We start from the raw sequence: 12745 nt of genomic DNA, 5'->3' as shown, positions 1-12745 counted from the left end.
GCTTGGTCGAAGTGACCCTGGTTCTTCAGGGTGGCGACGGCGACGCTCGTCCGGTGCACCCGTCCCGGACCGACGTCAGCCTGCTCGCGGTCGCCGCGGTGTGGGGCAGCAGCTACTGGGCCGCCCAGGAGGCCGCCGCGCAGCTGGGGGTGCTCCCCCTGCTGGCGGTCCGCTTCCTCGTCGCCGGCGTCGTGCTGGCCCTCGTCGCGGCCGTGCTGCGCTCCGGGCGGCCCAGCCGCGGGGAGATGCGCCTGGGCGTGGTGCTGGGTGGGTCGCAGGCCCTCGTCCTGGTCCTGGAGACCTGGGGCGTCACCCGGACGACGGCCACCAACGCCGGTCTGCTCATCAGCCTCACCGTCGTGCTCACCCCGGTGCTGGAGTCCCTGGCCGGGCGGCGGTGGCTGCCCCGGCGGTTCTTCGTCGCCGTCGTGGTCGCCGTCGTCGGGGTGGCCGTGCTCGTCTCCGGGGACGGGCTCAGCGCCCCCACCGTGGGGGACGCGGTGATGCTCCTGGCCGCGTTCGTCCGCTCGGTGCACGTCACCGCCAGCGGGTCGCTGACCAGGGACCGGCCGGTCCGGACCCTGACGCTCACCCTGGTGCAGACCTGGGTCTGCGCACTGGGGTTCACCGCCCTGGCGCTGCCGGCCGGCCTCGCCGGCGCCGTCGTGGGTGCCGGTGCCGGGACCTGGTGGGCGGTCGCCTGGCTCGGGCTGGCCTGCACCGTGTTCGCGTTCCTGGTGCAGCTGTGGGCGGTGCGGGCCACCTCGGCCGCCCGGGCCAGCCTGCTGATGGGCACCGAGCCGGTCTGGGCGGTGGCCGTCGGGATCGGCCTGGCCGGGGACCACCTCACCTGGGCCGTCGGCCTGGGCGCCGCGCTGGTGCTGGCCGGCACCGGCTGGGGTCAGCGGGTGGAGCTCCAGCACCGGACCGCGGGCGTCGCGGGAACCGCGGGCCCGGTGTCCCGGCCCGCCGGCGGGGTCAGCGCGGCTGGGCCGAGGCGTCGGTGAGGGCCTGGCGCTCGTCGTCGGTGAGCACCAGGTCCAGCATCGGGAGCAGGTCGGCCAGCTGCTCCACCGACCGGCCGCTGGCGATCGGGGCGACCACCGTGGGCTGGTCGGCCAGCCAGCGCAGCGCCACCGCCGACCCGGTCGTGCCGTGCGCGTCGGCGACCTGCGCCAGCGCCGCCAGCACCCGGTCGCCCTCCTCCCCCACGTAGGCCGAGGCGCCCTTCGCGCGCGGGCTGTCGATGGTCTCCCCCGCCCGGTACTTGCCGGTCAGGAAGCCCTTGGCCAGCGAGAAGTAGGGCAGCGTGCCCAGCCCGCGGTCGGCGACGACGTCGCGCAGCTCGTCCTCGTAGACCGGGCGCTCCATCAGGTTGTAGTGCGGCTGCAGTGCCACGTAGGGCGTCAGGCCCAGGTCGCGCTGCAGGTCCAACGCCTCGGTGAGCCGGGCCGCCGAGTAGTTCGAGGCAGCGACGTGGCGCACCTTGCCGGCCTGCACCAGGTCGTCGAAGGCCCGCAGGGTCTCCTCCAGCGGCGTCGTCTCGTCGTCGTAGTGCGCGTAGTAGACGTCGATGGTGTCGACCTGCAGGTTGCGCAGGGAGCGCTCGCACGCGGCCTGCACCTCGGCAGCCGACAGCGGGTGCTCCTTCTCGCCGGGGCTGGCCTTGGTGGCCACCACCACCCGGTCCCGGGCGCCGCGCTCGGCCATCCAACGGCCCAGGATCTGCTCGGACAGGCCGTTGCCGTACATCTCGGCGGAGTCGACGAACGGGGACTGGGTCGAGGGCACGGCGTCGTGGAAGCGGTCCAGCAGGGCGAAGCTCGTCGCCTCGTCCGCGGTCCACCCGAACACGTTGCCGCCGAAGCAGAGGTCGCTGACGGTCAGGTCGGTCCCGGGGAGCTGTGGCATGCCCCGACGCTAGGCCGGACCGGTCCCTCACGCAGGCCGGCCGGTGGGGCGGGCGCGGGCTCGACGGGCCCGCTGCGACCCGGATGAGGGCTCGAAACGCCGGAAAGACGGGCCTGTCGCTGGCGGAACCGCAGGTCGGCATGGCACCGTGCCTGACGTCCCTGGTCGACGACGTGGTCGGCCAGACCGCCCGCGAGGCGGCGGGAGGAGCCGGGAACGGCTCGTCCCCGCACCCCGCGGAGGCCCCGACCGTCCGCCCGGACGACCGGGGAGGCCCACCCGAGTGGGCCACCAGACCACCGAGAGGAACCCCCCGTGAACAAGGCCGAACTCGTCTCCGCCATCGCCAAGCGCGCCGACGTCCCCGCCTCGACCGTCGACTCCGTCATCGCCGCCCTCGGCGAGGAGTTCGTCGAGGCCCTCACCCGCGGCGACAAGATCGCCCTGCCGGGCCTGCTGACCCTCGAGCGCGGTCAGCGCTCCGCCCGCACCGGCCGCAACCCGCAGACCGGTGAGTCGATCGAGATCGCCGCGTCGAACACCGCCAAGCTGTCGGCCGGCTCGAACCTGAAGAAGGCCGCTGCCGCCGTCCCCGTCTCCTGACCGAGGACGCGCACCGCGCGTCGACCGGCTGAGCTGGTCCGAGGCCGTCCTCCCCCGCGAGAACTCGTGGGGGAGGGCGGCCTCTCGCGTGGGGGGACGACGCCGCACGGGGCGCCTGTCGGACGGCGGGGGCAGGATGCGGGCGAGCGCCCCGTCCACCGACGAACGGGGCCGCGCGACCAGGAGGCACAGTGCTCGAGAACGTCACCGACCCCGCCGAGGTGGGCCTGGACGCCGGCCGGTTGCGCCGGCTGGACGCCCGGCTGGCCCGTTGGGTGGACGACGGGCAGCTGCCCGGGTTCCTCGTCACCGTCTCGCGGCACGGCCGGCTGGCCCACGTCGGCACGCACGGCGTGCGGGACGTCGAGGCCGGCCTGCCGGTCACCCCGGACACCATCTGGCGCATCTTCTCGATGACCAAGCCGATCACCTCGGTGGCGGCGATGTCGCTGTACGAGGAGGGTGCCTTCGAGCTCACCGACCCGATCACCCGCTGGCTGCCGGAGTTCGCCGACACCCGCGTGTACGTGGCCGGCTCGGCCGCGAAGCCGGTGACCGTGCCGCAGATCGAGCCGATCCGGGTCTGGCACCTGCTCACCCACACCTCCGGGCTGACCTACGGCTTCCACCACGCCCACCCCGTCGACGCCGCCTACCGCGCCGCCGGCCACGAGTGGGGCACGCCCCCGGGCGCCGACTCCGCCGAGGTCACCCGCCAGTTCGCCGCGATGCCGCTGGTCTTCCAGCCCGGCAGCGAGTGGAACTACGGCGTGTCCACCGACGTGCTGGGCCGCCTGGTGGAGGTGATCGCCGGCAAGCCGCTGGACGAGGTGTTCGCCGAGCGGGTGTTCGGCCCGCTGGGCATGACCGAGACCTCCTTCGGCCTGCGCCCCGACGACGACCCCGCCCTGCTGGCCCGGCTCTACGGCCCCGGCGTCGTCCCGCTGGCCGCCTTCGAGCCGGCTGCCCGGCAGAAGCCCGCGTTCCTGTCCGGCGGCGGCGGGCTGGTCTCCACCGCGGGGGACTACCTGCGGTTCGTGGAGATGCTCCGCGCCGGGGGCGCTGCACCCGACGGCACCCGGGTGCTGGGCTCCCGGACGCTGGCACACATGGTGCGCAACCACATCCCGGGCAACGCCGACCTGGAGACCTACGGCCGGCCGCTGTTCGCCGAGACCCCGCTGCGCGGCGTCGGGTTCGGGCTGGGCTTCTCGATGGTGCTGGACCCGGCCCGCTACGGCGTCGTCAGCTCGGTGGGCGACTACTCGTGGGGCGGCGCGGCATCGACGGCGTTCTACGTCGACCCCGTCGAGGACCTGACCGTCAGCTTCTACACCCAGCTGCTGCCCTCCAGCACACTGCCGATCCGCTCGTACCTGCGGCAGCTGGTGAACCAGGCCCTGGTGTGAGGCTGGACCCCACGGCGCAGACGCTGCACGGCTGGTTCGACGCGTCGCTCCCGCCCGCACTGACCGTGGACCCGGGTGCCACGGTCACCGTCGGCTGCCTGGACTCCGGCTGGTCGACCGGCCCGTTCGACGGCGGTGACCTGGCCGCGCGCGAGCGGCACCCGGCGTGGGAGCCGGGCACCGGGCACGCGCTCACCGGCCCGATCGCGGTCCGCGGTGCGCGGCCGGGCCAGGTGATCGCCGTCCGGGTGGACGACGTCGTCCCCGGCGCGTTCGGGACGACGTACTGCGGGCTGCGGGACACCGCGCTCAACCGCCGGCTCGGCGTCCTCGGGGACCCGGTGGTGCTGCGCTGGACCATCGCCGACGGGGTGGCCACCGAGCAGCACGGGCACCGGGTCGCCGTCCGGCCGTTCCTGGGCGTGGTGGGCCTGCCGCCGGCCGAGCCCGGCCGGCACTCGACGGTGCCGCCGCGCTGGCACGGCGGGAACCTGGACTGCCGGGAGCTGGTCGCGGGGTCGACCCTGTACCTGCCGGTGACCGTCCCCGACGCGCTGCTCAGCGTGGGCGACGGGCACGCCGCGCAGGGCGACGGCGAGGTCAGCGGCACCGCGATCGAGTGCCCGGTCGAGGCGACCCTGACCCTCGACGTGCTCGAGGACCTGCACGGCCTGCGGCTGCGGACGCCCGTCGCGGAGACCCCGGCCGGCTGGGTGGCGATGGGGGTCGCCGACGACCTGGACACCGCCACCGGGCACGCCCTGGACACGGTGCTGGACCTGATGGGCGCCCTGCACGGGCTCGGCCGGTCGGAGGCCCTGGCGCTGGCCTCGATGGTCGTGGACCTGCGGGTGACCCAGGTGGTCAACGAGGTGGTGGGGGTGCACGCACTGCTGCCACCGAGACGGCTCCTGCAGCAGTGACCAGAGCAGCGACTAGAGCAGCGAGAGGCCCAGCCGCTCGCTGAGCAGGTGCAGGGCCGCCCGGCCGGCCCGGGAGTTGCCCGCCGCGTCCAGCGGCGGCGACCACGCGCAGACCCCGAACCGGTTCGGCACGTCGCCCATCACCGCACCGGCGACACCGCTCTTGCACGGGAAGCCCACGTCGTAGGCGAACTGCCCGGCCGCGTCGTAGGTGCCGCAGGTCAGCATGACCGCGTTGACCCGGCGGGCCAGCGGCTCGGGGAGCACCCGCTCGCCGGTGGCCGGGTCGACCCCGTCCGCGGCCAGGAACCGGGCCGCCCGGGCCAGCTGGCGGGCGGTCACGGTGAGCGAGCAGAGCTGGGCGTAGGCGTCGACGACCTCGGGGACCGGGTGGTGGAAGTTCCCGAACGAGCTCATCAGCCAGCCCATCGCGGTGGCCAGGTCGGCGCCGTCCCGCTCCTGCGCGAGCACCTCGGGGTCGGGCTCGAGCCGCTCGCCCACCAGGTCCGACAGCAGGTCCGTCACCGCGGCCGTCGCCGCCTCGGCCGAGCCGGTGGCACCGACCAGCACGTCGCAGACGACGACCGCGCCGGCGTTGATGAACGGGTTGCGCGGCACACCGTGCTCGCGCTCCAGCTGCACCAGGGAGTCGAAGGGGTCCCCGGACGGCTCGCGGCCGACCCGCTCGAACACGTCCTCGCCCACCAGCTGCAGCGCGGCGGTGAGGGAGAAGACCTTGACCACGCTCTGCACCGGGAAGCCGACGTCGGCGTCCCCGGCGACGTGCTCGGTGCCGTCCAGCTCGCTCAGGGCCAGGCCGAACCGCTCGGGGCCCTGCCCGGGCTCGTGCACCTCGTCGTCCCCGGCCAGCGGGCGGGCCTCGGCAGCCACCCGGTCCAGCGCGTCGGTGAGGTCGTCGGGCAGGTCGGCGGGGCGAGGCGGCACACCCCAGGCTGACACGGCCCGCGCGACCGGGCTGGTTGAGTGGACCCGTGCTGCGCATCGGTGCCCTCGACGTCCCCGACGGGCGGCTGGTGGTGATGGCGATCGTGAACCGCACCCCCGACTCCTTCTACGACCGCGGCGCCACCTTCGAGCTCGCCGCCGCCGTGGACCGGGTCGACCAGGTGGTCGCCGAGGGCGCGGACATGGTCGACGTCGGCGGCGTGAAGGCCGCGCCCGGTGCGGAGGTGACGCCGGCGGAGGAGATCCGCCGCACCGTCGACCTGGTCGCCGCGATCCGCGCCGCCCACCCCGAGCTGCCCATCTCCATCGACACCTGGCGCGCCGAGGTGGCCCGCGAGGTGCTGGCCGCCGGCGCCGACGTCGTCAACGACGCCTGGGGCGGGGTCGACCCGCGGCTGGCCGAGGTCGCCGCCGAGGCCGGGGCCGGCATCGTCTGCACCCACGCCGGTGGGCTGCCCCCGCGCACCCGCCCGCACCGGGTGGCCTACCCCGACGTCGTCGCCGACATCGTCGCCCGGACGACGGCGCTGGCCGACGCCGCCGTCGCGGCGGGCGTCGACCGCGAGCGGGTGCTCATCGACCCCGGGCACGACTTCGGCAAGAACACCCGGCACTCGCTGGAGGCCACCCGCCGGCTGGGCGAGCTGGTGGACACCGGCTGGCCGGTGCTGGTGGCGCTGAGCAACAAGGACTTCATCGGCGAGACCCTCGGCGTCCCGCTGGACGAGCGGCTCACCGGCACCCTGGCCGCGACCGCCGTCAGCGCCTGGCTCGGCGCGCGGGTCTTCCGGGCCCACGACGTCGCCCCCACCCGGCAGACGCTGGACACGGTCGCGAGCATCCGGGGCGACCGCCCACCCCTGCGCACCACCCGCGGCCTCGCTTAACGTCACGCTCATGGCCGCCACCGGGTTCCACACCGCCGACGAGCTGAACGCGCTGCTGCCGGGAACCCTCCCGGGGCTGCTCGGGATCGTCATCGACAGCCACGAGGCCGGCCGGCTGACCAGCCACCTCGACGTCCGGGGCGAGCTGCTGGCACCCAACGGCTACCTGCACGCGGCCACCGTCGTGGGCCTGGCGGACACCTCCTGCGGCCTGGCCACCCGCGCCCTGCTGCCCGAGGGCGCCACCGGCTTCACCACCGTCGAGCTCAAGAGCAACCACCTGGGGACGGCGCGCGAGGGCCGGGTGGAGTGCGTCGCCACGAACGTGCACGCCGGACGCACGACCCAGGTCTGGGACGCCGTGGTGAGCAACGCGGACTCCGGGAAGACGATGGCGCTGTTCCGCTGCACGCAGTCCGTGCTCTGGCCGCGCTGACCCCTACTGACCGGTAGCCCCGCTGTGGCGAGGGCCACGCCGGGTGTGAGACTGGGGTCACCACCCAGCTCTCGAGGAGGACCCCCCGTGGCGTACGCCAGCCGCTTCCCCGACGTCGAGATCCCCGACGCCGCCGTCCCGACCTACGTCCTGGCGCGGTCGCGCGAGCTGGGTGACCACCCGGCCCTGGTCGACGGGCTCTCCGGCGAGACCATCACGCACGGCCAGCTGCTCGCGTACGTGGACCGCTTCGCCGCCGCGCTGCACGCCCGCGGGCTGGGCAAGGGCGACGTCGTCGCCGTCTTCTCCCCGAACACCATCTGGTTCCCGGTGGTCTTCCACGGCATCGCGGCCGCCGGCTGCGTGATGAGCCCGATCAACTCGCTCTACACGCCCGACGAGATCGCCTTCCAGCTCAGGGACGCCGGCGCCAGGACGCTGATCACCGTCTCCCCGTTCCTGGACCGGGCCCGCCCCGCGATGGAGGCCGCCGGCGTCACCGACCTGGTGGTGCTCGACGGCGCCGAGGGCGCGGACAGCCTGCGCGACCTGCTGGGCACCCAGGCGCCCTCGGTCACCCCGGACATCGACCCGGCCACCGACCTGGTCACGCTGCCCTACTCCAGCGGCACCACCGGCCTGCCCAAGGGCGTGATGCTGACCCACCGCAACCTGGTGGCCAACGTCGCCCAGACGGTGCCGCTGATCGACCTGCACGACGGCGACGAGCGGATCATCGCCGTCCTGCCGTTCTTCCACATCTACGGCCTCACCGTGCTGATGAACCAGGGCCTGCAGTGGGGCGGCACCGTCATCACGCTGCCGCGCTTCGACCTGGAGCAGTTCCTGCGCGCCATCCAGGACCACCGGGTGACCCGCGCGTTCGTGGCGCCGCCGATCCTGCTGGCGCTGGCCAAGCACCCGCTGGTCGAGCAGTTCGACCTGTCCTCGCTGCGCTCGGTCACCTCCGGTGCGGCCCCGCTGGACGAGTCGCTGGCCTTCGCGGCCCAGGACCGGTTGCGGGCCCTGGCCGGCACCGGGGACGACGGCGTCACCGTCGCCCAGGGCTACGGCATGACCGAGCTGTCCCCGGTCAGCCACACCACCCCCGACCACGGCCTGGAGCCCGCCGGCGCGGGCGCCACCCCCAAGGGCACCGTCGGCTACGCGCTGCCCAACACCGAGTGCCGGCTCGTCGACCCGGCCACCGGTGCCGACGCCGCCGAGGGCGAGCGCGGCGAGCTGTGGGTCCGCGGCCCACAGGTGATGGCCGGCTACCTGAACAACCCGCAGGCGACCGACGAGACGCTGGACGCCGAGGGCTGGCTGCACACCGGCGACGTCGCGATCGTCGACGACGCCGGCCGCTACACGGTGGTCGACCGGGTCAAGGAGCTGATCAAGTACAAGGGCTACCAGGTGGCCCCGGCCGAGCTGGAGGCCGTGCTGATCGGCCACCCGCAGATCGCCGACGCCGCCGTCATCGGGGTGAAGGACGCCGAGTCCGGCGAGGAGCTGCCCAAGGCGTTCCTGGTCCGGGCACCGGGGACCGAGATCAGCGAGGACGAGGTCAAGGACTACATGGCCGAGAAGGTCGCCCCGCACAAGAAGATCCGGATCGTGGAGTTCATCGACGCGGTGCCCAAGTCCGCGGCCGGGAAGATCCTCCGCAAGGAGCTGAGGGCCCGCTGACCTGCGTGTCTCACGCGAGAGGCACGTCGCGACGGCCGTCGGGCGGCATGCTGTCCGACGGGCGCCCCGGGCACCGGGGCCACGAGGACGGAGCACCATGGCCAAGCAGCGCTACGAGTACAAGGTCGCCGAGCTCCGCGAGGGCATGATCGGCGGCAAGATGTCCGGCGACAAGCTGGAGAAGGTCCTCAACGAGCACGCCGCCGACGGCTGGCAGGTCAAGTCGGTCACCACGGCCGACGTCAAGGGCCGCATCGGGCCGGGCAGCACCGAGGGCGTGCTCGTCACCTTCGAGCGCCCCGTCGGCTGACCGCCCGGTCGAGACTGCAGAACGGCGACGGCGACACCCCGGTGCACGGGGTGTCGCCGTCGCCGTCCTGCGGGGTCAGCGGCGAGGCAGGCCCTTGCGCCAGGCGCTGAAGGAGCTCACCGGGCCGGCGTGCGGGCGGTGCAGCCACGGCCAGGGGTGCACCTCGACCGGCTCCACGTCGGCAGCCCGACGGCGGAACCCGGGCACGGGCGCGTGCGTCACCGCCACCGACCGGCCGGCCAGCTCGGCGGCCGGCTCCCCCAGGTGCAGCTGCACGTCCCGGTCCTCCGCCAGCTCGGCCAGGGTCTCGGTGAGGAACACCAGCCGCTTGGAGGCCAGCCGCAGCCGGGCCAGCAGCGGCTCGTCGAACACGAAGACCACCAGCAGGTCCGGGTGCGCGGCCAGCGCGGGGTCGGCCGCGCCCAGCGACTCGGCGGTCAGCCAGACGGCGTCGGGCTCCCCCGTCGTCTCCACCTCCGCGGGGCCACCCGTGACGTCGGGCGCGGGGTCGGCGGCCATCAGCGGCTCGCGCTCCAACCAGCGGGTGGGCTGGTCGTCGGGCCACTGCTCGATCGGGCAGTCGGCGGCCAGCGGGCAGCGCTCGCACAACCCCGGCGCCCGCTTGCGCACCTGCCAGCGGGAGAAGCCGTAGGCCTTGCCGTTGCCGGCACCCACCGTCCACTGCCAGCCGACCCGGTTGGCCGCCCGCGACCCGTCCAGCAGCCGGGCGTACAGCTCGTCCTCCCCCGCCGCCCAGTCGTGGCCGGCGCGCACCGTCCACTGGGAGGACACCCACATCCGGGTCTGGTTGACCAGCCAACCGTCGGCGTCCAGCTCGCCCAGCACGGTGTCCAGGCAGGCCATCTCGCGCGGCCACGGCTCCTGCCAGCGCGCCCGGGCCCGGGCCGGCTCGGCCCGCAGCGCCGTCCGGGTGCGGGTGCCCAGCCGGGCGTACAGGTGCCGGGAGTACTCCTGCCAGAGCAGCTCGTCGCGGTACTTGGTCCGGTCCCGGGTCGGGGCGTCGGCGACGGCGTCCCAGACCTCGGGCAGCGGCAGCAGGCCGTGCCGGATGTAGGGGCTCATCGCCGAGGCGCCCCGGCGGGACTCCGGCAGCACCTCGTTGCGCCGGCCGGCGTACCCGGCGACGTCCAGGGTGGCCAGCGCGGCGTCCGCGGCCGCCTGACCGCCCCGGAACCGGCCCGAGGGGCGGACGGCGTCGTCCCGGTGCAGGTGCCCCAGGTGCTCACCCACCCAGGTGGGGACGTCGGCGACGGCGGGGACGGGGAGCTGGCTCACCGCTCCACCCTGCGGGTTCCCGGCCGCGCGCGCCGGACGGGTGCGGCCTACGGTCGGTCCCGTGCGAGCGATCACGATGGAGTCCCCCGGCGGTCCCGAGGTCCTGGTCTGGGGCGAGGCCCCCGACCCGGTCTGCCAGCCCGGCGAGGTCGTGATCGACGTCGTCGCCGCCGCGGTCAACCGCGCGGACCTGCTGCAGCGGCAGGGCGCCTACCCGGTCCCGCCGGGCGCCAGCGAGATCCTGGGGCTGGAGTGCAGCGGGATCGTCTCCGAGGTCGGCGCCGGGGTCACGGAGTGGTCGGTCGGCGACGAGGTGTGCGCGCTGCTGTCCGGTGGCGGGTACGCCGAGAAGGTCGCCGTCCCGGCCGGGCAGGTGCTGCCCAAGCCGGCCGGCGTCGAGCTGGCCACCGCCGCCGCGCTGCCCGAGGTGGTCTGCACGGTCTGGTCCAACGTCTTCATGCTCGCCGGCCTGCGCCGCGGGGAGACCTTCCTGGTGCACGGCGGGTCCTCCGGCATCGGCACCATGGCCATCCAGCTCGCCGTCCGGGCCGGCGCCCGGGTGGCGACGACGGCCGGCAGCCAGGCCAAGCTGGACTTCTGCCGGGAGCTGGGCGCCGAGGTGCTCGTCGACTACCGCGAGCAGGACTTCGTGGAGGTCGTCGGGCAGGCCGACGTGGTGCTGGACAACATGGGCGCGAAGTACCTGCCCCGCAACGTGGACGTGCTGGCCCCCGACGGCCGGATCGTCGTCATCGGCATGCAGGGCGGGGTGAAGGGCGAGCTGGACCTGGGGAAGCTGCTGCGCAAGCGCGGCACCGTGCACGCCACCGCGCTGCGTGGCCGGCCGGCGACCGGCCCGCACTCCAAGGCCGAGATCGTCGCCGCCGTCCGGCACGACGTGTGGCCCGACGTCGAGCGCGGCACCGTCCGCCCGATCGTGGACCGCCGGCTGCCGATGACCCGCGCCGGTGAGGGCCACGCTGTCCTGGAGGCCAGCTCGCACATCGGCAAGGTCCTGCTGGTCAACGAGGGCTAACGCAGGTCGGAGATGCTCTCGATCATGTGCTCGACCTCTTCGGCCGTGTTGTAGTGCAACAGCCCGAGGCGGACGGCACCACCCTGCTCGTTGACGCCCAGGGCGTCGAAGAGCTCGCGGGCGTAGTAGTCGCCGTCCCAGGCGCAGATGTTGCGCCGGGCGAGCTCGGTGGCCACCTGGCGCGGGCGCATGCGGGAGACGGTGAAGGACAGCGTCGGCGTCCGGTAGAGCGGGCTGCCCAGCACCTGGACGTGCGCCATGCCGCGCAGCGCCCGGTCCAGCCGGTCGAACAGCGCACCCTCGTACTCGGCGACCGCGGCCATCGAGGTGGCCAGCCGCTGTCGGCGGGTGCCGGTGGCCTCCGGCGACAGCGAGGCGAGGTGCTCGACGGCGGCCGCGACCCCGGCGTACAGCTCGAAGGCCGGGGTGCCGGTCTCGAAGCGGTCGGGCACCCGGTCGGAGCTGGGGGTCAGCTTGTCCGGGCTCAGCGTCTCCAGCAGGGCGGGGTCGGCGACGACGGCGCCCAGGTGCGGGCCGCACCACTTGTAGGCCGACAGCGCCAGGAAGTCGGCGCCGGTGGAGGCCAGGTCGATGAGGCCGTGCGGGGCGGCGTGCACGCCGTCCACGTAGACCAGCGCACCCACGGCGTGCGCCCGGTCGGCGATCGCCCGGACGTCGGGGCGGGTGCCGATCGCGTTGCTGGCCAGCGTGACGGCGACCAGCCGGGTGCGCTCGGTGAGCAGCTCGTCGTACTGCCAGTCGGGCAGCTCGCCGGACTCGATGTCCACCTCGGCCCACTTGACCAGCAGCCCGGCCTCCTCGGCCAGCTGCACCCAGGGCCGGATGTTGGCGTCGTGGTCCAGCCGGCTCACCACGACCTCGTCGCCCGGGCGCCAGGTCTTGGCCAGCGTGCGGGCCATCGTGTAGGTCAGCGACGTCGTGTTGGGGCCCAGCACGACGCCGTTCGGGACGCCGCCGACCAGGTCGGCCAGGGCGGACCGTGCGGCACTGACCAGCTGCTCGGCACGGGCGGAGGAGGGGAACACCCCGCCGCGGTTGGCGATGGGCACCCGCATGGCCTGGGAGACCGCCCGCAGCACGCTCTCGGGCACCAGGGCGCCCGCCGGGCCGTCGGCGTGCACGAAGCCGTCGGAGAGGCCGGGGAACAGCCCGCGGACACGCGCGACGTCCAGCGCCGCGGCCCCCGATGACATGTGCGCACCCTAACGGGCGGCTGCGCCGGTGAGGGGTCAGTCCGTCACGTTCGGTCGCGGCC

The 12745-nt window shown here is 74.6% G+C and carries 13 protein-coding genes; 9 read left to right on the top strand and 4 right to left on the bottom strand.

The window, feature by feature from the left end; genetic code table 11:
• Positions 1-53: 53 nt before the first annotated feature.
• Complete coding sequence (locus ASG41_RS06330; RefSeq protein ID WP_056291417.1) at positions 54-1007, top strand: DMT family transporter; 954 nt, start codon at positions 54-56, stop codon at positions 1005-1007.
• Here the strand turns inward: ASG41_RS06330 and ASG41_RS06325 are convergent.
• Positions 979-1911 (bottom strand): aldo/keto reductase, encoded by a 933-nt coding sequence (locus tag ASG41_RS06325; protein WP_056291415.1) that lies wholly within the window; start codon positions 1909-1911, stop codon positions 979-981. The two genes, ASG41_RS06330 and ASG41_RS06325, sit on opposite strands and share 29 nt — an antisense overlap.
• Before the next feature lie 315 nt (positions 1912-2226).
• On the opposite strand from ASG41_RS06325, the gene ASG41_RS06320 reads away from it, so the two are divergent.
• The 3 genes from ASG41_RS06320 to ASG41_RS06310 all read left to right on the top strand — a co-directional run bounded on the left by ASG41_RS06320 (position 2227) and on the right by ASG41_RS06310 (position 4846).
• Complete coding sequence (locus ASG41_RS06320; protein WP_056291413.1) at positions 2227-2514, top strand: HU family DNA-binding protein; 288 nt, start codon at positions 2227-2229, stop codon at positions 2512-2514.
• A 191-nt stretch (positions 2515-2705) separates the two neighbouring features.
• Entirely contained in the window at positions 2706-3923 is a 1218-nt protein-coding gene (locus tag ASG41_RS06315; protein WP_056291410.1) for a serine hydrolase, read from the top strand.
• Entirely contained in the window at positions 3920-4846 is a 927-nt protein-coding gene (locus ASG41_RS06310; protein ID WP_056291408.1) for an acetamidase/formamidase family protein, read from the top strand. The genes ASG41_RS06315 and ASG41_RS06310 overlap by 4 nt, the downstream gene beginning before the upstream one ends.
• Before the next feature lie 12 nt (positions 4847-4858).
• Here the strand turns inward: ASG41_RS06310 and glsA are convergent, their stop codons facing one another.
• A complete protein-coding gene (glsA, locus tag ASG41_RS06305) occupies positions 4859-5791 on the bottom strand; it encodes a glutaminase A (protein WP_200938760.1) in 933 nt (310 codons plus the stop codon).
• A 47-nt stretch (positions 5792-5838) separates the two neighbouring features.
• Here glsA and folP point away from each other — a divergent pair, with 47 nt between their 5' ends.
• From folP to ASG41_RS06285, 4 genes are all read left to right on the top strand, one after another.
• Positions 5839-6699, top strand: a complete 861-nt coding sequence (gene folP / locus ASG41_RS06300) for a dihydropteroate synthase (protein ID WP_056291406.1) — start codon at positions 5839-5841, stop codon at positions 6697-6699.
• Positions 6700-6709: 10 nt separating this feature from the next.
• A complete protein-coding gene (locus tag ASG41_RS06295; RefSeq protein WP_056291405.1) occupies positions 6710-7135 on the top strand; it encodes a PaaI family thioesterase in 426 nt (141 codons plus the stop codon).
• A gap of 87 nt (positions 7136-7222) precedes the next feature.
• Complete coding sequence (locus ASG41_RS06290) at positions 7223-8827, top strand: AMP-binding protein (protein WP_056291402.1); 1605 nt, start codon at positions 7223-7225, stop codon at positions 8825-8827.
• 97 nt (positions 8828-8924) lie between these two features.
• A complete protein-coding gene (locus ASG41_RS06285; protein ID WP_056291400.1) occupies positions 8925-9137 on the top strand; it encodes a DUF4177 domain-containing protein in 213 nt (70 codons plus the stop codon).
• A gap of 75 nt (positions 9138-9212) precedes the next feature.
• Here the strand turns inward: ASG41_RS06285 and ASG41_RS06280 are convergent, their stop codons facing one another.
• Positions 9213-10433, bottom strand: a complete 1221-nt coding sequence (locus tag ASG41_RS06280) for an FAD-binding domain-containing protein (RefSeq protein ID WP_056291398.1) — start codon at positions 10431-10433, stop codon at positions 9213-9215.
• A 61-nt stretch (positions 10434-10494) separates the two neighbouring features.
• Here ASG41_RS06280 and ASG41_RS06275 point away from each other — a divergent pair, with 61 nt between their 5' ends.
• Complete coding sequence (locus tag ASG41_RS06275; protein ID WP_056291396.1) at positions 10495-11469, top strand: NAD(P)H-quinone oxidoreductase; 975 nt, start codon at positions 10495-10497, stop codon at positions 11467-11469.
• Here ASG41_RS06275 and ASG41_RS06270 read toward each other — a convergent pair.
• Complete coding sequence (locus ASG41_RS06270; RefSeq protein ID WP_056291393.1) at positions 11466-12683, bottom strand: cysteine desulfurase-like protein; 1218 nt, start codon at positions 12681-12683, stop codon at positions 11466-11468. The two genes, ASG41_RS06275 and ASG41_RS06270, sit on opposite strands and share 4 nt — an antisense overlap.
• Positions 12684-12745 lie beyond the last annotated feature (62 nt).

Origin of the sequence: Modestobacter sp. Leaf380 (assembly GCF_001424485.1) — a bacterium.
In the GTDB taxonomy this organism is placed as follows: domain Bacteria; phylum Actinomycetota; class Actinomycetes; order Mycobacteriales; family Geodermatophilaceae; genus Klenkia.
This window is presented reverse-complemented; position numbering and strand designations above follow the sequence as displayed.